The organism is Streptomyces sp. NPDC001594 (genome assembly GCF_042893675.1).
Taxonomy (GTDB): domain Bacteria; phylum Actinomycetota; class Actinomycetes; order Streptomycetales; family Streptomycetaceae; genus Streptomyces.
Genome location: NZ_JBIAVB010000006.1, coordinates 322,783 through 341,128, shown reverse-complemented (window position 1 = coordinate 341,128; position 18,346 = coordinate 322,783). Strand labels below are relative to the sequence as shown.

The following is an 18,346-nucleotide window of genomic DNA, read 5'->3' as shown; positions in this document are numbered from 1 at the left end:
AGGGGCAGCCCCGGTCAACCCCCGGTGCGGCGAAGGCCCTCGCCACCGGAGCGGCCGCCGCCCGCCGCCGCGCCCCCGCAGGAACGCCCATGCGCCGCAGCCCCCTTCCCGCCCCCGCGCGCCCCTTCCCCGCCTCCGCGCGTCCCCTGCCCGCTCCCGGATACCCCCGCCGCCTCCGCGCGCGCCGCCTGTCCGCCTCCGCGCCGACAGCCGTCGTCGCCACGGCGGCCCTGCTCCTCCTCGCCTCCCCCGCGGCCGCCCACCCGGCGGTCCCGGCGGACAAGCCGCAGGTGCTGAGCCGCTGGACGCAGGCCGCCGCGGCCAGCCAGGACGCCTGGCTGGCGGCCCGTGCGCACCGGTCCGACTGGGCCGCGTACGGGTTCGACTGGTCGACGGACTACTGCACGACCTCCCCGGACAACCCCTTCGGCTTCCCCTTCCGCGCGGCGTGCGCCCGCCACGACTTCGGCTACCGCAACTACCGGGCGGCAGGCGCGTTCCAGCCCAACAAGTCCCGGCTGGACGCCGCCTTCCACGCGGACCTCGAACGGGTCTGCGCGCGGTACTCGGGCGCCAGGAAGGCCTCGTGCGACGGGACGGCGTGGACCTACTACCAGGCGGTCAGGGCCTTCGGAGCCGCCGCGGAAACCGGCCCGGCGCAGCCGCCGGCGTCCTGAGCCGCCCGACCGGGCGACGGCCGTTTTGCGCCTGCAAGGATCCGTTCGGGTGATTTTTCGCCAGCCGTGGACGGCGTCCCCCCGGGGACGCCGGGCAGGGCTCACCGGCGAAGAGGAAGAAGAGTGCCCCCGGCAGGACTCGAACCTGCGGCCAAGCGCTTAGAAGGCGCCTGCTCTATCCACTGAGCTACGGGGGCCGGTGGTGACCGTGGTGGCCTGGAGCCCCTTGGTGGGGGTGGGACTGCGGTCGGTGCCGGGTCAAGGATAGGGCTCCGGTTGCCTTGTCCCGGTTGCTTCCCTCGCGTGCCACGTTGTGGAGGTTCGGTGAAGCGGTCCCGATAATCGCAGGCAGGTGCGATTCTCGCACCGCTTTTGCGCCGCGGCGGCCTGGGTGTTGTGCACTCGTTATGCCTGCGTCCCACTCGTCCTCCGTGTCCATGATGTCCCACAGGAGTCGCGGTCGGCGCGCAGAGGGCGTATAAGCTTCAAAAATGGTCCTAAATTGGGCATTCTTCGCATGTGGTGACCTTGGATGTTCGGCCTCAGCTGCTCGATGCCCTGTCCGCCCTGCGCGACCGGGTCGCGTCCGTGCGTCTGCCGCTGCCCCTGCCCGGCGCCCCGCGCGCCCGCCAGACCAGAGCCGAGTTGCTCGCGCAGCTCGACGACTACCTCGTACCCCGGCTCAAGGCGCCCGAGGCGCCGATGCTCGCCGTCGTCGGCGGCTCCACCGGAGCCGGTAAGTCCACCCTCGTCAACTCCCTCGTCGGCCGCCAGGTCAGCGAAGCCGGAGTGCTGCGCCCCACCACCCGCATCCCGGTGCTCGTCTGCCACCCGGACGACCACCACTGGTTCGCCGGGATGCGGGTCCTGCCCGACCTCATGCGCGTATGGGCACCCCAGGACGAGGACGACCTGCTCCCGGTCCGCAAGGGCCGCCCGCCCGGAAGGCACCGCGGCGCCGCGACCCGCGAGCTGCGGATCGAGACCGTCTCCACCCTCCCGCGCGGCCTCGCCCTCCTCGACGCCCCCGACATCGACTCCCTCGTCGTCGAGAACCGGACCCTCGCCGCGCAGCTGATCTGCGCCGCCGACGTCTGGGTCATGGTCACCACCGCGTCGCGGTACGCCGACGCCATCCCCTGGCACCTGCTGCGCACCGCCAAGCAGTACAACGCCACCCTGATCACCGTCCTCGACCGCGTCCCGCACCAGGTGCTCGCCGAGGTCTCGCGCCAGTACGGGGCCCTGCTCACCCGGGCCGGACTGGGCGACCTGCCGCGGTTCACGGTGCCCGAGCTGCCCGAGTCGGCCGGCGGCGGCGGACTGCTGCCCGCCAGCGCCGTCGCCCCGCTGCTCGCCTGGCTCAGCCACCACGTCCAGGACCCGGCCGCCCGCCAGTACGCCGTCGGCCGCACCGCGCTCGGCGCGCTCGACTCCCTCCGGCGCCGCATGCCCGAACTCGCCTCCGCCGTCGCCGCCCAGCACGCCGCGGCCGTCCGGCTGACCTCGGCCGTCGAGGACGCGTACAGAAGAGAGGGCAAGCGGGTGCAGGGCCGCCTCGACAGCGGCGCGGTCCTCGCCGGGGACGCCCTCACCCGCTGGCGCGGCTACCCCCTCGACACCAGCGCCGACGAACTCCTCGACTCCCTCGCCGAATCCCTCGCCGCGCTGCTCCAGTGCGCCGTCGCCGCCGCCGACGAGCGCATCGCCGAGGTGTGGCGCCGCGAACCGGCCGCCGGGGCGGTCCCGCTGCCCGGCCCCGACCGGGAGGCGGCGGAACGTATCGGCATGGCCGTACGGCGCTGGCGGCGCGTACTGGAGGAACTCGCCGAGGAGGAGGTCGCCAAGCTCGACAAGCAGCCCGCGCCCGACCCCGACGGCATCGCCGCCCTCCTCGTCGCCGCCCTCCTCGGCGGCAAACGGGCCCGCCCGGCGGGGGAGAAGCTCGCCGAGCGGATCGGCGTCCAGGCCGCCGTACGCCTGCGCGACCGGGGCGGGGAACTGGTCAGCGACCACCTCGACCAGGTCCTGCGCGCCGAACGGGACCGCCGGCTCGCCCCGCTCCAGGCGCTCGAAGTGACCCCGGAACCACAGGCCGAACTGATCGCGGCGCTGTCCCTACTGCAGAAGGAGAGGTGAGGGGGTGACCGCCTTGACCGACCGCGACCGCGATCAGGCCGGAGACCGCGACCACGTCCGCGACCAGACCGGGGACGGGGTGAGCCTGCGCGACCGGGCCGGTGACCGCGACCGGGCCGGTGAGCCGGAGCGTACGGAGGGCCGTAGCGGCGGCCGGGCCGCCGAACGCGCGGCCGACCGCTGGGACGACGGCTTCATCGCCCGCTCACGTCACCGGACCGCCCGCAAGGGGGGTTTCGGCAGGGCCCGTTCACGCGGTGCCGAGGACGGACTCCCGGCCGGGGAACCGGGCGAGGAGCTGGACGAGCTGACGGACGAGCTGACGGACGAGGAGGCGGACGAGGGCGAGGAGGCCCTCGTGCGCGCCGTCTCCGGCGCCGGGAGCGACGGCGGCAAGGCCCCCGCGCCCCCGCTCAGCCCCGAGGCCCAGGCCCTGCGCACCCGCCTCGACGCGCTCCGCCAGCTGGTCGGACTCTCCCGCACCCGCCTCGACGGGAAGACCCTCGCCGAAGCCGGCCGGGTCCTCGACGAGGCGGCCGCGCGCCGGGGCCTGTCCGCCCAGCACACCGTCGTCGCCGTCGCCGGAGCCACCGGAAGCGGCAAGTCCACGCTGTTCAACTCACTCGCCGGAGTGCAGATCTCCGAGACCGGTCTGCGCCGTCCGACCACCGCCGCGCCGATCGCCTGCAGCTGGTCGGACGGGGCCGCCGGCCTCCTGGACCGGCTGGAGATCCCCGGACGGCTGCGCCGCCGCCCCCGCGAGACCCCCGAGGCCGACGCGCTGCGCGGGATGGTCCTCGTCGACCTGCCCGACCTGGACTCGGCGCTCGGAGTGCACCGCGAACACGTCGACCGGGTGCTGGCCCTGGTCGACGCCGTGATCTGGGTCGTCGACCCGGAGAAGTACGCGGACGCCGTCCTGCACGAGCGGTACCTGAGGCCGCTGGCCGGGCACGCCGAGGTGACCTTCGTCGTCCTGAACCAGGTGGACCGGCTCCCCGGAGAGGCGGCCGACCTCGTCCTGGACGACCTGCGAAGGCTCCTGGACGAGGACGGCATCGCGCTCGGCGAGCACGGCGAACCCGGCGCCACCGTCCTCGGACTGTCCGCCCTGACGGGTGAAGGCGTCGGGGAACTGCGCGAGCTCCTCGGACAGTTCACCCAGGAGAGGGGCGCCGCGACCCGGCGCATCGCCGCCGACGTCGACCGGGCCGCCGCCCGCCTGCGCCCGCTCTACGTGGCCGACGGGCACAGCGGACCCTCCGGGCCGGAGATCGGCGAGACGGCGCGCGCCGAGTTCGAGGACCGGCTCGCCGAGGCGGTCGGGGCGTACGCTGCCGGCCTCGCGGCCGAACGGGCCTGGCGGCGGAACGCCGGAAAGGCCTGCGGCACCCCCTGGCTGCGGCTGTGGCGCTGGTACGAGGACCGGCGCGCCCCCCGTTCGCTGGCCGGACTGTCCGCCCTGGCGGTGATCGGTCGCTCCTCCACACCCGTCCCGGCCGGGCCCGTGGAGGAGGAGGTGACCGCCCGGCAGCGGGTGGAACAGGCCGTGCGGACCGTCGCGGACGAGGCGGCCGTCGGGCTGCCCGACCCCTGGGCACAGGCCGTACGGGAGACGGCCGTCCGCGGCGCCGCCCGGCTGCCGGAGGCGCTGGACGAGCTGGCCGTGACCCTCGGCCCGGCCGTCCCGGGGCCCGGGGCGAAGCCGCCCCGGCCCGCCTGGTGGCCGGCGGCGGTGCTGGCGCAGGCCGCGATGACGCTGGTGCAGATCTTCGGCGGCCTGTGGCTGGTCGGGCAGATCGCCGGGGTCCTGGAGCCCGAACTGCTGCCGCCCGTGCTGTTCATGGTGGCGGGCATCGTCGGCGGGCCGCTGGTGGAGTGGGCCTGTTCGATCGCGGCCCGCGGGCCGGCGCGCAGGTACGGACAGGACGCGGAGCGCAGGCTGCGGCAGGCGGCGGCCGGCTGTGGCCGGGCCCGGGTGCTGGAGCCGGTGGCGGCGGAGCTGCTGCGCTACCGGGAGGTGCGCGAGCAGTACGCGACCGTCTCCGCAGGGGGGACGAGGTTGTCCACAACCCGCCAGTAGTCCACAGGCCGCGGCGGCCGGCCGGGGGGCGGGTCCAGCATGGTCGTACCTCGTGCGGACGGTCCGTGCGAGCCGTACGGAACGTGGGGAGGGCGGCCGGGATGAACGACACCCTGGTGACGCTGGTGGGGCACGTGGCGACGCAGATCGACTTCAAGGAGACGGTGACCGGACCGTCGGCGAGGTTCCGTTTCGCGGTGACACCGCGGTACTTCGACCGGCGGACCGAGGCCTGGACGGACGGCACCACCAGCTTCTACACCGTGTGGGCGCGGCGGGTGCTCGCGGTGAACCTGGCGAGTTCCGTCTCGGTGGGGGAACCGCTCGTGGTGCACGGGCGGTTGAGGGTGAGGGAAGGGCCGCCGGACGGCGAGGGGGTCCGCTGGTTTTCGGCGGACATCGACGCGATCGCCGTCGGACACGACCTGAACCGTGGAACTGCGGCCTTCCGCAGGGTGGTCAAGACGGAGACCCCGCTGATGGGCCCTCAGAAGGCGGGGGTGGTCTGAGTGTTCGATGAGGCTAGGATTCCCCGGTACTCACGGGCACCTGGGTCTTTGGCCCGAAGGGGAAGACTGTGTCGATTGCTGTTCCCGCGTCCTGCGCGTCCTGCGCGTCCTCCGAGTTCCCCGCCGCGTCCACGGACGGACCGGCCTCCGCCGCGGCGGCCCCGCCGCTGGTTCCGCTTACGGGCGCGTCCGCTGCTTCCGCCGTCTCTGCGGGCCCTGTTCCCGATCCCCGTCCGCTGCCCGACCGCCGTCCGGTTCCCGAACCCCGCGCGGGTACGGGCGTGGCTGACGGGCTGCCCGGCGCCGGCGGCGGGGCGGCCTCCGCGGCCGTGGGGCACGTGGTGCGCGGTGCCGCGCGCCGGCCGCTGGCCGTGGCCCTGCTGGCCGCCGCCCTCACCGCCGCCCCCGGGGCCCGCGCCTGGGCCGACGACCAGGCCGTGGCCAGTACGGCGCCGCCCGGCGGTGCGAGCGCCGTGCTGGACGGGCTGAAGACCTACGGCCAGGCGGTCCTGCACGCCCGGGACGGCTCGGTCCGGCGGATCCCGGCCGGGCTGTACGAGATGCGGGTCGACGGCGGCGGCATGCTCCAGACCTACGGGGTCGGCGTCGCGGGCAACGCACAGCCGCAGGCCCACTACACCGAGAGCGGCTGGGGCGGCAGCCCCCTCGGGGGCGACGCCGAGGCGGGCGGCCGGATCCGCTGGGTGCTGGAGCACTCCTACCCGCAGCTCAACGACCTGGCCGGGCTGGCGAAGGCGGCCGGTGCCGGAGCGCTGACGGCGGAGAGCGCGGCCGCCGGGACCCAGGTGGCGATCTGGCGGCTGGCGGACGGAGCGCAGGTCGAGGCCACCGACCAGGCGGCCGAGAAGCTGGCCGACTACCTCCAGCGGGAGGCGGGCCGGCTGCCGGAGCCCCCGGCCTCGCTCCGGCTGGACCCCGGCCGGGCCTCCGGTCCGGCGGCGGGACCCGCCGGCAGCCGGATCGGCCCCGTCACGGTCCGTACCGGGGCGCAGAGCGTGTCCGTCACCCCCGACGCGGCGGCGGTGGCCATGGGGGTGCGGGTGGTGGACGCCGACGGGCAGCCGGTGACCGCCGCGGCCGACGGCACCCGCCTGTACTTCGAGGTGCCCGCCGGCACCCCCGACGGGACGGCCTCGGTCACCGTGCAGGGCTCGACCAAGGTGCCGGTCGGGCGGGTCTTCGCCAGCGGGATCCCGGACGAGGCGCAGGTCGTGGCCGGCTCCAGCGAGTCGGCGTCGACCGCCACCGCCTCGGCGGTCTGGCCGCAGCCGCCGGCCGGCCCGGTCGGCAAGGTGGGCACCCTGGCCGGGAGCGCGGAGGTGATCCCGACCGGTACCGCCGGTCCGGAGACGCAGTCGCCGGACGAGGAGAGGCTGGCCGTCAGCGGCAGCTCCGCGGCCACCCCGGTGATCGCCTCGCTGGCGGTGGGCCTGCTGGTGCTGGGCGGCATGGTGGTCCTGCTGCTGCGCAAGCGGCCGTTGGAAGGGGAAGAAGGGGAGGGAGGGGGGACGGACGGCTGAATCGGGGCGGGGGGTGCTTCACACGGGCGGGCCCCGGGTAAGCGCGGGAAATGGCAGATCATGATCAGCGACTGACCTGGCGGGGCACCGCCGCGCAGTGGGACCGGCGGCTGTTCGACGCCGTGGCCCGACGGAACTGGCCCGCGGCCGAGCGGGCGCTGCCCGCGCTCGGGCGGGCCGCCAACCACGGGGTGCTGTGGGGCGGGATCGCGGTGGCGCTCACCGCCCTGGGGGCGCCGCGCACCCGCAGGGCCGCGCTGCGGGCGGCCGCCTCCCTCGCGCTGGCCTCCGCCACCGTCAACTCCGTCGGCAAGTGGTCCGTGCGCAGGCCGCGGCCGCTGATGGAGGGGGTGCCGCTGGTGCGGCAGCCGACCGTGGCGCCGTGGACCACCTCCTTCCCCTCCGGGCACTCGGCCTCGGCCTTCGCCTTCACGGCGGGGCTGGCGCTGGAGTCCCCCGTGTGGGGGGCGGCGGTGGCACCGCTGGCCGCGTCGGTGGCGTTCTCCCGCGTCTACACCGGGGTGCACTACCCGTCGGACGTGGCGGCCGGCGCGCTGCTCGGCGTGGCGGCGGGGTTCGCCGTGCGCCAGATCGCGCGGGGCGTCCAGCGGGCGCGGGCCGTCCCGGGCGGCGAACGGCCGGCGGCCGGGGTGCCCGCGCTGCCGGACGGGGCCGGGCTGACGGTGGTGATGAACACCGGCGCGGGCACGGCCGGGGCCGCGGCGCTCGACGCGCTGCGGAACCGGCTGCCGAAGGCGGAGATCGTGGAGTGCGGGGGTGAGGACCTCGCGGCGGAGCTGGCGGCCGCCGCGGCCCGGTCGGCGGTGCTCGGGGTGTGCGGGGGCGACGGCACGGTCAACGCCGCCGCGACCGCCGCGCTACGGGCCGGGGTACCGCTCGCGGTGTTCCCCGGGGGCACCTTGAACCACTTCGCCCTCGACCTCGGTCTCACCGGCCCCGAGGACACCTGCCGGGCGATCGCCGAGGGCCAGGCCGTCCGCGTGTCCGTCGGCCGCTTCACCCCGACCGGCACGCCGCGGCCCGTCCGCCCCGGGCCCGCCGCCGACCGTACGGCCACCCCCGACGCCACCCCGCCTCCGGGGGCCGGCCCCCTCGCGTCCCCGGCCTCAGCACCCGGTACGGCGCCGGGCCCGGACTCCGGTGACGCCCCGGCCCCGGGATCCGGTTCGTCCGGGGCCGCGGGCTCCGGGGAAGCGGCAGGGGAAGGGGGGTACTTCCTGAACACCTTCAGTTTCGGGGTGTACCCCGAGCTGCTGCGCCACCGGCTGCGGTGGGCGCCGAGGATCGGCGGCGGGCCGGCCGCGGTCGCGGCCGCCTGGCGGGTGCTGCGCGCCGAGCGGCCCGTACGGCTGACGCTGGCCGGGCGGCCCCGAAGCGCCTGGCTGCTCTTCGCCGGCAACGGCACCTACCAGGGCTACGGACCCACCCCCCGCCGCCGCGACGGCCTCGGCGAGGGCCTGCTCGACCTGCGGCTGGTCCACGGCGGCGGCCGCCCCGGCCCCCGCCTGCTCGCCGCCGCCTTCGCCGGACCGCTGACCCGCTCCCCGGCGCACGTGGCCATCCGGGTGCGCCGCCTGCACATCGAGGACATCCCGCCGGGCACCCCCTTCGCCTACGACGGCGAATACGCCCAGGCCCCGTCCGCCCTGCTCCTCGACACCCTCCCCGACGCGCTGCCCGTCTACCGCCCCCGCTGACGTCACGGGCCGGCCTCACGGGGGCCGGCCCGGCCCGGCACCCCCAGGTCGGCCCGCATCACCGCGCGCATCCCGATCCACTGGTCGTTGGCCCGCAGCAGCATCACCCGTATCTCCTCGAACACCTCCTCCGACGAGGTGTCGGCCTCCTCCAGCCGCATGACCCGGTCGTACGCCCGGGCGAGCGTCACCGCCATCGCGTCCAGCTCCGCCAGGACCGGGTCGGAGGCGGCCATCTGGGCCTCGGCGAAGGCGCCGTGCATCGTGTGCCGGGCGTCGTCCAGCGCCGCCCGCGCAACCGGGGTGACCTCCCCCTTGTGCACCCGCCACAGGTGGTTCATCAGCTCGACCCGGTACCGCCGGTAGCCGGCGTTCGCCGCCACGTAGCACTCGCGCCGCTTGTCCCTCTCGGCGACCCGCTGCTCACGCGCCCACTGGGCGTCGGCCGCCCGCTCCTGCCGCTCGAACTGGTCCGACTGCGCCCGTGACAGCAGGCGCTGCGACAGCACGGGGGCCAGGAGCGTTCCCACCACGGCGATCGTCGTACCGGCGAGCGCGACCAGGGTGCTTTCCATTGCTGCTGCGTCCTCCGAGGGATGCGGACCGGGACCGGCCGCCGTCCGGACCGGGACCGGCCGCCATCCTGCCGCCCGCCCGGGGCCCCCGCCGGGCTTTTCCGCCATACGCGTTTCCCCCCGGGGATGGACGTACGGCAGTATGGGGTGTATCTGCCCACCATCGATCTGCCGGACGGTTTCTCTTGGCTGAGTTCATCTACACCATGCGCAAGACGCGCAAGGCGCACGGCGACAAGGTGATCCTCGACGACGTGTTCCTGAACTTCCTGCCGGGGGCGAAGATCGGCGTGGTCGGCCCGAACGGCGCCGGCAAGTCGACCGTCCTGAAGATCATGGCGGGCATCGAGCAGCCGTCCAACGGTGACGCCTTCTTGTCGCCCGGCTACTCCGTCGGCATCCTCATGCAGGAGCCCAAGCTCGACGAGTCCAAGACGGTCCTGGAGAACGTCGAGGACGGCGTCGGCGAGATCAAGACCAAGCTCAACCGGTTCAACGCGATCGCCGAGGAAATGGCGACGAACTACACCGACGAGCTGATGGAGGAGATGGGCAAGCTCCAGGACGACCTGGACCACGCCAACGCGTGGGACCTCGACGCCCAGCTGGAGCAGGCCATGGACGCCCTGGGCTGCCCGCCCGGCGACTGGCCGGTCACCAACCTCTCCGGTGGTGAGAAGCGCCGCGTGGCCCTCTGCAAGCTGCTGCTGGAGGCCCCCGACCTGCTGCTCCTCGACGAGCCCACCAACCACCTCGACGCCGAGTCCGTGAACTGGCTGGAGCAGCACCTGGCCCAGTACAAGGGCGCCGTCGTGGCCGTCACCCACGACCGCTACTTCCTCGACAACGTCGCCGAGTGGATCCTCGAGCTCGACCGCGGCCGCGCCCACCCGTACGAGGGCAACTACTCCACCTACCTGGAGAAGAAGTCCGAGCGCCTCAAGGTCGAGGGCAAGAAGGACGAGAAGCGCGCCAAGCGCCTCAAGGAAGAGCTGGAGTGGGTCCGCTCCAACGCCAAGGGCCGCCAGGCCAAGTCCAAGGCCCGTCTCGCCCGCTACGAGGAGATGGCGGCCGAGGCCGACAAGATGCGGAAGCTGGACTTCGAGGAGATCCAGATCCCGCCGGGCCCCCGCCTGGGCTCGATCGTGGTCGAGGTCAACAACCTCAGCAAGGCGTTCGGTGACAAGGTCCTCATCGACGACCTGTCCTTCACCCTGCCCCGCAACGGCATCGTCGGCATCATCGGCCCGAACGGCGCCGGCAAGACCACGCTGTTCAAGATGATCCAGGGCCTGGAGACGCCGGACTCCGGCGAGATCAAGGTCGGCGAGACCGTCAAGATCTCCTACGTCGACCAGGGCCGCGCCAACATCGACCCCAAGAAGACCCTCTGGGCGGTCGTGTCGGACGAGCTCGATTACATCAACGTCGGCAACGTCGAGATGCCGTCGCGCGCCTACGTCAGCGCTTTCGGCTTCAAGGGCCCGGACCAGCAGAAGCCGGCCGGCGTGCTCTCCGGCGGTGAGCGCAACCGCCTGAACCTCGCGCTCACCCTCAAGCAGGGCGGCAACCTGCTGCTCCTCGACGAGCCCACCAACGACCTCGACGTCGAGACCCTGGGCTCCCTGGAGAACGCGCTGCTCGAGTTCCCCGGTGCGGCCGTGGTCGTCTCCCACGACCGCTGGTTCCTGGACCGGGTCGCCACGCACATCCTGGCGTACGAGGGCGACTCGAAGTGGTTCTGGTTCGAGGGCAACTTCGAGTCCTACGAGAAGAACAAGGTCGAGCGGCTCGGCCCGGACGCCACCCGTCCGCACCGCGCCACCTACAAGAAGCTCACCCGGGGCTAGGTCGCGCACATGGCCAGACACCACTACCGGTGCCCGCTGCGCTGGGCGGACATGGATGCCTTCGGGCACGTCAACAACGTGGTCTTCCTCCGCTACCTGGAGGAGGCGCGCATCGACTTCATGTTCCGCCTCGCGCCCGGTGAGGGCAGCGAGTCCTTCACGGGCGGCTCCGTCGTGGCCCGTCACGAGATCGACTACAAGCTGCCCCTCGTGCACCGGCACGAGCCCGTGCTCATCGAGTCCTGGGTCACCCGGATAGGCGCCGCGTCCCTGACCATCCGCTACGAGGTCAAGGACGAGGCGACCGAGGACGCGCCCGAGACGGTCTACGTCCGGGCCGAGACGGTCGTCGTCCCGTACAACCTCGCCGAGGGGCGGCCCCGCCGCATCACGGACGAGGAGCGGGTCTTCCTCCAGGAGTACCTGGAGGAGCCCGCGAGCCGGGTCGCCGACCGCCGCAAGGGCGCGGAAGGGCGCCTGGCGGCATGAGCGAGCAGCTGCACTTCGCCGACTCCGGGGAGGCGGCCGACCTCGCCGCCTTCCTGGGCCGGCTGGTGCACTACGACCGCGCCGCCGCGGTCCGCCTGCAGGCGCGAGCGGGCGGCGGCGCGCTGGCCGTCTTCGGACGGCCGCCGTCCTTCGAGGTCCTCGCCGTCCGCGCGGTGCGGCTCGCCGCACCCCTCGCGACGCCGCTGGACGTGACCGTGTCGGCGGGCGAGCTGCTGGAGTCGGTCGACGAGGCCGGAGCCGCAGCCCGCGTGCCGGGCGCCGTCACCGGCCCGCCCTGGACGGGCGTCCTGCCGCCCCAGGGCGGCTGGCGGCCCGTGCCCGGACTGCCGGCGCCCGAGGCCGTACGGGCGGCGCTGGCCGCGGCCGTGGCCGAGTTCCGGGCCCGTGACGAGGCCCTGCCCCCGCAGCACCGCACCCGCTCCGAGCGCGACCGCATCGGCCGCGAGATCTGGTCGCGGACGCTCGGCGACACCGAGCTCCCGCTGCGCGCCGCCCACGCCGCGCAGTCCCTGGGCTTCCTGCGGCCCGTACGCGCCACCGTGCCGGCCCCGGCGCCCGGCGCCGCCACCTCCGCCCCCGCCCCGGTGGCGCTGTTCGCCTCCGGCGGCTGGCTGCGGCTGAGCACCCCGTACGGGTCCGTCGCGACCCGGCAGCCCGGACCGGGCGGCGGGCTCGGCGCCCTCCAGGTCCGCCCGCTCTAGCCCGCTCCAGCCGTACGGCCCCGCCCGGAGCGGGGCCGTACGCCGTGTCGGCCTAGCCCGCCGTGTTGATCATCGAGGCGGCCGCGTACGTCAGGTACCGCCACAGCTGCGCCTCGTGCTCCGGCGCCAGGCCCAGCTCGTCCAGCGCCTCCCGCATGTGCTTCAGCCACGCGTCGTGCGCGGCGGAGTCCACCTGGAACGGGGCGTGCCGCATGCGCAGGCGCGGGTGCCCGCGGTTCTCGCTGTACGTGCCCGGGCCGCCCCAGTACTGCATCAGGAACAGCGCGAACCGCTCCTCGGCGGGCCCGAGGTCCCCCTCCGGGTACATCGGACGCAGCAGCGGGTCTTCCGCGACACCCTGGTAGAAGCGGTGGACCAGACGGCGGAAGGTCGCCTCGCCGCCCACCTGCTCGAAGAAGGTCGTCTCCTGGACGTTGCTCTGCGGATCGTCATTCACCCGACCATCGTCTCAGACACCCGGACGGAGGACCCCGTCCTAGGACCGCCCGCCTCCGCCCGCCTCCGCCCGATCCCGGGAGGGCTCGCACGCGGCGGCCGCCCGCCGCACAGTGGAGACATGGGCACGGGAGGCAGGCGCGCGCACGCGCCACACACCGCGCGGGAACCCCGGGAGCCGGCTCGCGATCTGCGGGAGGTCGCGCACGCCGCCCAGGTGCGGGAGCTCACCGCCGCCGGGGTGCTGGAGGACCCGGCCTGGCGGGCCGCCTTCACGGCCGTACCCCGGCACGTCTTCGTGCCGTACTTCTGGACCGGCCGTGGAGCCGGCCACGAGCGGCTGTGGGCCGAGGACCCCGACCCCGAGCGCCGGGCCCGCTGGCTGCGCGGGGTCTACACCGACGCCCCGCTCGCGACCCGGCTGCGGGACGGCGAGCTGCTCTCCTCCAGCAGCCAGCCCTCCCTCATGGCACGGATGCTGGAGGCGCTCGACGTCCGCGACGGGGACGACGTGCTGGAGATCGGCGCGGGCACCGGCTACAACGCGGCCCTGCTCTGCCACCGGCTCGGCGAGGAGCACGTCACCACGGTGGACCTGGACGAGGAGATCACCGAGTCGGCCCGGGCGCACCTGGCGCTGCTCGGCTACCGGCCCACCGTCGTCACGGGGGACGGGGCGCGCGGCTGTCCCTCCCGCGCCCCCTTCGACCGGATCCTGGTCACCTGCACCCTGCCGCTGGTCCCGCACGCCTGGCTCGGCCAGTGCCGGCCCGGGGCGCGGATCCTGGCCCCGCTGTCGACCGGGCTGATCGCGCTCACGGTCCGCGACGCCGACTTCGCGGAGGGCCGCTTCCTGCACACCTCCGCCTACTTCGTCCCGCTGCGCGGGGCCACGGCCGGACCGCCGCCGCCCGGCGCGGGCGGTCCGCTGCACGGGGTCCCGTACGAGCTGGTGGAGAACGAGCGCTTCCAGTTCCTGCTGATCCTGACCGCGGGGGTACTGCGTCCCCGGGAGGCGCTGGACCTGTGGCGCGGCGAAGGCCGCCCGGCCCGCGAGCGGTTCGGGGTCACCGTCACCGCCGAGGGCCAGTGGGCCTGGCTCGACGACCCCCAGGGGCCCTACGTGTGGCCCCTGGGGGAGGGCGCCGGCTAGCCGCCGGTCAGCCGCGTCGGATGGTGATGGTGGTCCAGGCGCCCAGGTGGACCCGGTCGCCGTCGGCGAGGGGGACCGGGACGTAGGGCTGGATCGGCTCCTCGCCCATGTTGACGGTGGTGCCGTTGGTGGAGTTCTGGTCCACCACCGCCCAGCTGAGGTCGGGCTGCTGGACCAGCACCGCATGGCTGTGCGAGACGCCCGGGTCCTCCGGCGGCACCGACAGGTCGATGTCGGGGGACTCGCCCGTCGAGGCGCGGCGGCGGCCGATGGTGATCTGGCCGCCGGAGAGCGGAAGATGCAACTCCGGGGAGTAGGCGGGCAGGTTGAGCCCGGCCGCCTCCGGGCCGCTGCGCTGCATCATCGCCATGAAGTACGAGCGGTCGGGGCCGATCGTCGCCGTCCAGGGGCCGCCGTTGCCGGGCTCCTCCGGACCGGGTGCCACGGGGTACTCCGCGACGGGCGCCACCGGGTACTCCGCCTGGGCGGACGGCTGGAAGGACGCCTCGGCCGGTACCGGAACCGGCACCGGTGCCGCGGGCGGGGGCGGCGGCGGGGCCACCGCCACCGGCGGGGCGGCCGGCTCCGGGGCGGCGGGCGGCGGAAGCAGCCAGTCGTCCTCGTCTTGGAGCGGCTCGGCCGGGCGGTTGACCCGGGACGGCCGGGAGCCCTGGTACTCGAAGTGGTCCTGGGAGTACACCGGCTGGGGCGGGAGCGGCGGCGGGGGCGGCGGCGTCCCGCCGGTCACCGGGGCGGCCGGGGGCTGCGCACCCGGACCGGCCGGGCCGGCGTCGGGGGCGGCCGGCGCCGGGGCGTACGGGTTCGCCGTCCGCGTCAGGAAGTTGTACCGGCACTCCTCGCAGAACGGGGCCATGGCCTCGCGCGGGGTCCTGCACTGCGGGCACAGCTCCGCCTGGGCGGTCGGCTCACCGGTGGTCGGAGGGTAGCCGTAGGAGGAGGCCGCAGAGGGGCCCACCGGGGCAGCCATCCGGTGGCCGCAGACCTCGCACCAGTCGTCGGAGGCGGACTGGTGCCCGTTCGGACAGGTCGGCATCGCGGCGCTTCCCCCTTCTGCCCGCGTCATCGCCGCAGGCGTCTACTCAGGTCTTCTTCACTCGGACGGTCTGTGTCGAACGCGTTTCAAGGGTCATCTCGTCGGCATCGGCGACCTTGGCTTTCAGGCGCACAGTACCCGCCGCCGCGTCGACGACATCCACCACCTTGGAGAGGAGTCTGGCGGTGTCGGCGTTCCCGGAGGCGCTCGCCAACTGCACGGCACGGCCGAGTTTGGCCGTCGCGCCGTCGACATCGCCCATTTTGCGGGCATGCAGGCCCTGCTGGATAGCCTGCGCGAGCTCCGCCTGCCCCGTGTAGTGCGCCACCTGCGGGCTGATCGCGGTCGACGCGGCGAGGTCGTCGGTCCACACCGCCCGGACCAGCCCCTGGGCGACCGGGGACCCCGGGCCGCCGGCCGGCCCCGGCAGGACCAGCGAGGCGCGGGCGGCCAGCATCTCCTGGCCGACGGCGGCGTCCGGCACCCGGACGCACAGGTGGTAGTCGCGCGACTCGTCACCCCACGAGCCCGTCGGATAGTCCCCGGCGCGCGGCCCCGCCTCGGCACGGCGGCCCGTGAGGTCCTGGACGGACGGCGAGACCTGCTTGACGTACTGGATCTCCGCCCCGACCGGCGTCCACACGCGCAGCGCGACGTCCGCGACCTCCTTGCCCATCACCTTCTCCATCATGAGCGTGAAGTCCTCGGCGAGATGGGCCGGATCGGCCACGATGTCGGCGGAGCCCAGCAGGGCGTTCGCGATCCCCGTCACCTCCTTGACCTCCCAGTCCGTCCCCACCCCGCGCGCGTCGCAGGTGAAACGGCCGGCGCAGGCTTCGAGGGTGGCGCGCAGCACGGCCGGGTCCTCGTGCTCGTTGCGGCCGTCGGTCAGCAGGATGCCGTGCCGGATGGCGGCCGTGGAGCGGCGCAGCAGGCCGTCGGCCAGCCGCAGCCAGGTGCCGATGGCGGTGCCGCCGCCCGCGCTCAGGCCGCGCAGGGCCTCCTTGGCCCGGGCACGGGTGTCCGGGCCGGCGGTGGCGAGGAGGCCCTGGCCGGGGTAGACCTCGCAGGCCACGTGGGTACCGGCGATCACGGCGAAGGCCGTGCCGTCGCGCAGGGTGTCGATCGCGGCGGCGGTGGCCTCGCGGGCGCCGCGCATCTTCTCCGGCGGGTAGTCCATCGAGCCGGAGCAGTCGACCATGATCACCACGGCCGCGTCCTGCCCGAGCGCCCGCGCGGTGGTGGCGGTGGCGCCGCCGCTGGAGGTGACCGTGACGATGGCGTGGACGTCCCGGCCGCCCTGGGGGAGGAACTCGTTCTGGTACACCTCCATGCTGAAGCGCGGGGCGCGCGGCTTGGCGAAGTTCGCCATCGGGGTGACTCCTCGGGGGCTGTCGGGGCGGAGCGGGGGCCGGGCGGACCCGGGTTCAGTCCAGGGGGGACGGCGGCTCGGCGCGGGACGCCCCCGCGGCTTCCGCTTCCGTTTCCGCTTCTGCTTGGAGTTCCGTTCGGGGGTGCGCTCCGGGTTCCGGCGGCGCGGCGGCGAACGGCACCACGGCGACGGTGATGTTGTCGTGCCCGCCCCCGTCGAGGGCGTGGCCGACCAGCACCTGGGCGCAGTGCAGGGGCCGTTCGGCCGCGTCGGGCGGCAGGATCCGGGCCAGGTCGACGGCGGACTCGGCGTAGTTCCACAGGCCGTCGGTGCAGACGACGACCACACCGGGGTGGTCGGGTCTGAAGCTCGCGGTGTGCGGGTCCAGGTCGTACGCGTCGGCCCCGAGCCAGCCGGTGATGGCGTGCGCCCGGACGTCGGCGTAGGCCTCGGCCTCGCCCATCAGGCCCGCCGCGACCATCTGCGCGGCCCAGGAGTCGTCCTCGGTGAGCCGGCGGGGCACGGCCGCGCGGTCGTCGGGCACCCAGTAGGCCCGGCTGTCGCCGACCCAGCCGATGGTCAGCACACCGCTGCTGACGACGGCCCCGACCAGGGTGCAGGCGGGGGCGTTCTGCGCGCCGGGGGGCTGCGGGGCGAGGGCGCTCACCGCGGCGCCGGCCGCGAGGATCGCCTCGTGCATGGCCTCCGCCGGGTGCGCGCCCCGGGGCAGCGCGTCGAGCAGCGCCTCGCTGGCGGCGCCGGCGGCGGCGGCCGACGCGTCGTCGGGGCGGCTGGCGGAGGAGACGCCGTCGCAGACGATGGCGACGGTCGCGGCGGAGCCGTCGGGCAGGGCCGTGGCCGCCACGGCGAAGGAGTCCTCGTTGCGGTGGTGGCGCAGCCCCCGGTCACTGACGGCGGCGACGCTGCACAGCTCCTCCTCCAGGTGGTCCCGCTCCCGCGGCTGGGCGTGGCCGCAGTGCTCGCAGTAGCCGTCGGTGTCCACGGCCCCGGCCCGGCAGGCGACACAGGTCCGCCCGCCCCCGCCGCTCCCCTGCGGGGTGCCGGTGGGGGGCCCCTGCTCCGGGCCCCCCTGCGGGGTGCCGTCGGACGGGGCCCCGTCCGGGTTCCCCTGCGGGGGGGCGGCGTACGGGCTCTGGCCCGGGTGCCCCTGCGGGGTGCCCGTGTACGAGCCCTGGCCCGGGGTCTCCTGCGGGGCGGCGGCGTACGGGCTCTGGCCCGGGTGCCCCTGCGGGGTGCCCGTGTACGAGCCCTGGCCCGGGGTCCCCTGCGGGGCGTCCGCGTACGGGCTCTGGTTCGGGGTCTCCTGCGGGGCGGCGGCGTACGGGCTCTGGTTCGGGGTCCCCTGGGGGGTGCCCGTGTACGGGTCCTGGTCCGGGTTCCCCTGCGGGGCGGTGGCGGACGGGCCCTGGTGGAGGTCTCCCTGCGGGGTGCCGGACGGGGGTTCGTGCGGGGGCGTCTGGGCGGGGGGGTCGTAGTCGTCCGGGTGTGCGGGCGGGTAGGGGTCCGCTTGGGGTTCCGGTCGTGCGGTGTCGCCGTACGGGCCCGCGGCTCCGGGGCGGCCGTGGTGCGCGTCGTCCGCGCCGCCGCCCCAGGGGGTGTCGTCCGGGGCCGGTGCGGAGCCCGGGGGCACGGGAGTGCCCTCCCAGCCCGGCGCGGGTACCCCGGCGGCCGAGCCGAAGCCCCGGTCCTCCCGCCGTGCGGGCGCACCGGAGTACCCGCCCGCCGGAACGCCGTAGCCCGGGGCGGTCCCGGGCGCGGGGGAGCCGAAGCCCCCGCCCGCCGGAGCCGGGACCCGGGCCGCGTACGCGGGCCCGCCCGCTTCGTCCACGGACCCGCCGGCCGGGCCCGGGTCGGGCAGGGTCGGCGTGCGGTCCGGGGGAGGGGTCGGGGAGGAAAGGGCGTATCCGCACACCCCGCAGAAACGGTCCCCCTCCTCCAGGGGCTCAGCGCAGCTGGGGCAGCCCGACAGCCGATGCATCGACATCAC

15 protein-coding genes and 1 tRNA gene are annotated in these 18,346 nt (G+C 75.2%); 10 read left to right on the top strand and 6 right to left on the bottom strand.

Translation table 11 applies throughout. The features are described 5' to 3' along the window. Positions 1-89: 89 nt before the first annotated feature. A complete protein-coding gene (locus ACFY0O_RS15375; protein ID WP_388947140.1) occupies positions 90-677 on the top strand; it encodes a phospholipase in 588 nt (195 codons plus the stop codon). Between the two features lie 124 nt (positions 678-801). Here the strand turns inward: ACFY0O_RS15375 and ACFY0O_RS15370 are convergent. Beyond that, positions 802-874, bottom strand: a tRNA-Arg gene (locus ACFY0O_RS15370). A 322-nt stretch (positions 875-1,196) separates the two neighbouring features. Here ACFY0O_RS15370 and ACFY0O_RS15365 point away from each other — a divergent pair. From ACFY0O_RS15365 to ACFY0O_RS15345, 5 genes are all read left to right on the top strand, one after another. Continuing rightward, positions 1,197-2,816, top strand: a complete 1,620-nt coding sequence (locus ACFY0O_RS15365; protein WP_388947138.1) for a dynamin family protein — start codon at positions 1,197-1,199, stop codon at positions 2,814-2,816. A 4-nt stretch (positions 2,817-2,820) separates the two neighbouring features. Then, positions 2,821-4,899 carry a GTPase gene (locus ACFY0O_RS15360; RefSeq protein WP_388947136.1) on the top strand — a complete coding sequence of 693 codons (2,079 nt, stop codon included), beginning with the start codon at positions 2,821-2,823 and terminating at the stop codon, positions 4,897-4,899. A 101-nt stretch (positions 4,900-5,000) separates the two neighbouring features. Beyond that, positions 5,001-5,408, top strand: a complete 408-nt coding sequence (locus ACFY0O_RS15355; protein WP_358896021.1) for a single-stranded DNA-binding protein — start codon at positions 5,001-5,003, stop codon at positions 5,406-5,408. A gap of 281 nt (positions 5,409-5,689) precedes the next feature. After that, the gene (locus tag ACFY0O_RS15350) at positions 5,690-6,949 is read left to right on the top strand and encodes a TQXA domain-containing protein (RefSeq protein ID WP_388947134.1); all 1,260 of its coding nucleotides are present in this window, start codon (positions 5,690-5,692) and stop codon (positions 6,947-6,949) included. A 50-nt stretch (positions 6,950-6,999) separates the two neighbouring features. Next, on the top strand, positions 7,000-8,667 hold the full coding sequence (locus ACFY0O_RS15345; protein WP_388947132.1) for a bifunctional phosphatase PAP2/diacylglycerol kinase family protein: 1,668 nt from the start codon (positions 7,000-7,002) through the stop codon (positions 8,665-8,667). Positions 8,668-8,669: 2 nt separating this feature from the next. Here the strand turns inward: ACFY0O_RS15345 and ACFY0O_RS15340 are convergent, their stop codons facing one another. After that, positions 8,670-9,242, bottom strand: coding sequence for a hypothetical protein (locus tag ACFY0O_RS15340; protein WP_388947131.1), 573 nt, complete (start codon positions 9,240-9,242; stop codon positions 8,670-8,672). Positions 9,243-9,427: 185 nt separating this feature from the next. Between ACFY0O_RS15340 and ettA the strand changes: the two genes are divergently transcribed. Genes ettA through ACFY0O_RS15325 form a run of 3 tightly spaced genes read left to right on the top strand, consistent with a single transcriptional unit; the run spans position 9,428 to position 12,303 of the window. Continuing rightward, positions 9,428-11,092: an energy-dependent translational throttle protein EttA gene (ettA, locus tag ACFY0O_RS15335; protein WP_388947130.1), complete on the top strand. Its 1,665-nt coding sequence runs from the start codon at positions 9,428-9,430 to the stop codon at positions 11,090-11,092. A 9-nt stretch (positions 11,093-11,101) separates the two neighbouring features. Beyond that, positions 11,102-11,581, top strand: a complete 480-nt coding sequence (locus ACFY0O_RS15330) for an acyl-CoA thioesterase (protein WP_388947128.1) — start codon at positions 11,102-11,104, stop codon at positions 11,579-11,581. Next, a complete protein-coding gene (locus tag ACFY0O_RS15325) occupies positions 11,578-12,303 on the top strand; it encodes a hypothetical protein (RefSeq protein WP_388947126.1) in 726 nt (241 codons plus the stop codon). The genes ACFY0O_RS15330 and ACFY0O_RS15325 overlap by 4 nt, the downstream gene beginning before the upstream one ends. A gap of 52 nt (positions 12,304-12,355) precedes the next feature. On the opposite strand, the gene ACFY0O_RS15320 is transcribed toward ACFY0O_RS15325, so the two are convergent. After that, positions 12,356-12,760 (bottom strand): globin, encoded by a 405-nt coding sequence (locus ACFY0O_RS15320; protein ID WP_042818584.1) that lies wholly within the window; start codon positions 12,758-12,760, stop codon positions 12,356-12,358. 120 nt (positions 12,761-12,880) lie between these two features. On the opposite strand from ACFY0O_RS15320, the gene ACFY0O_RS15315 reads away from it, so the two are divergent. Continuing rightward, positions 12,881-13,912 carry a methyltransferase domain-containing protein gene (locus ACFY0O_RS15315; RefSeq protein ID WP_388947124.1) on the top strand — a complete coding sequence of 344 codons (1,032 nt, stop codon included), beginning with the start codon at positions 12,881-12,883 and terminating at the stop codon, positions 13,910-13,912. A 7-nt stretch (positions 13,913-13,919) separates the two neighbouring features. Here ACFY0O_RS15315 and ACFY0O_RS15310 read toward each other — a convergent pair whose 3' ends face one another. The 3 genes from ACFY0O_RS15310 to ACFY0O_RS15300 are packed head-to-tail and all read right to left on the bottom strand — an operon-like array spanning position 13,920 to position 18,343. Then, a complete protein-coding gene (locus ACFY0O_RS15310; protein ID WP_388947123.1) occupies positions 13,920-14,966 on the bottom strand; it encodes an FHA domain-containing protein in 1,047 nt (348 codons plus the stop codon). Between the two features lie 46 nt (positions 14,967-15,012). Then, positions 15,013-16,338 carry a VWA domain-containing protein gene (locus ACFY0O_RS15305; RefSeq protein WP_388947122.1) on the bottom strand — a complete coding sequence of 442 codons (1,326 nt, stop codon included), beginning with the start codon at positions 16,336-16,338 and terminating at the stop codon, positions 15,013-15,015. A gap of 55 nt (positions 16,339-16,393) precedes the next feature. After that, on the bottom strand, positions 16,394-18,343 hold the full coding sequence (locus ACFY0O_RS15300; RefSeq protein WP_388947120.1) for a protein phosphatase 2C domain-containing protein: 1,950 nt from the start codon (positions 18,341-18,343) through the stop codon (positions 16,394-16,396). Positions 18,344-18,346: the final 3 nt, after the last annotated feature.

Bases quoted from the DNA above. Each gene is read 5' to 3' on its own strand.
- ACFY0O_RS15375 (WP_388947140.1), top strand. From the start codon at position 90: ATGCGCCGCAGCCCCCTTCCCGCCCCCGCGCGCCCCTTCCCCGCCTCC.
- ACFY0O_RS15355 (WP_358896021.1), top strand. From the start codon at position 5,001: ATGAACGACACCCTGGTGACGCTGGTGGGGCACGTGGCGACGCAGATC.
- ACFY0O_RS15345 (WP_388947132.1), top strand. From the start codon at position 7,000: ATGGCAGATCATGATCAGCGACTGACCTGGCGGGGCACCGCCGCGCAG.
- ACFY0O_RS15340 (WP_388947131.1), bottom strand. From the start codon at position 9,242: ATGGAAAGCACCCTGGTCGCGCTCGCCGGTACGACGATCGCCGTGGTG.
- ACFY0O_RS15330 (WP_388947128.1), top strand. From the start codon at position 11,102: ATGGCCAGACACCACTACCGGTGCCCGCTGCGCTGGGCGGACATGGAT.
- ACFY0O_RS15325 (WP_388947126.1), top strand. From the start codon at position 11,578: ATGAGCGAGCAGCTGCACTTCGCCGACTCCGGGGAGGCGGCCGACCTC.
- ACFY0O_RS15315 (WP_388947124.1), top strand. From the start codon at position 12,881: ATGGGCACGGGAGGCAGGCGCGCGCACGCGCCACACACCGCGCGGGAA.
- ACFY0O_RS15310 (WP_388947123.1), bottom strand. From the start codon at position 14,966: ATGCCGACCTGTCCGAACGGGCACCAGTCCGCCTCCGACGACTGGTGC.
- ACFY0O_RS15305 (WP_388947122.1), bottom strand. From the start codon at position 16,338: ATGGCGAACTTCGCCAAGCCGCGCGCCCCGCGCTTCAGCATGGAGGTG.
- ACFY0O_RS15300 (WP_388947120.1), bottom strand. From the start codon at position 18,343: ATGTCGATGCATCGGCTGTCGGGCTGCCCCAGCTGCGCTGAGCCCCTG.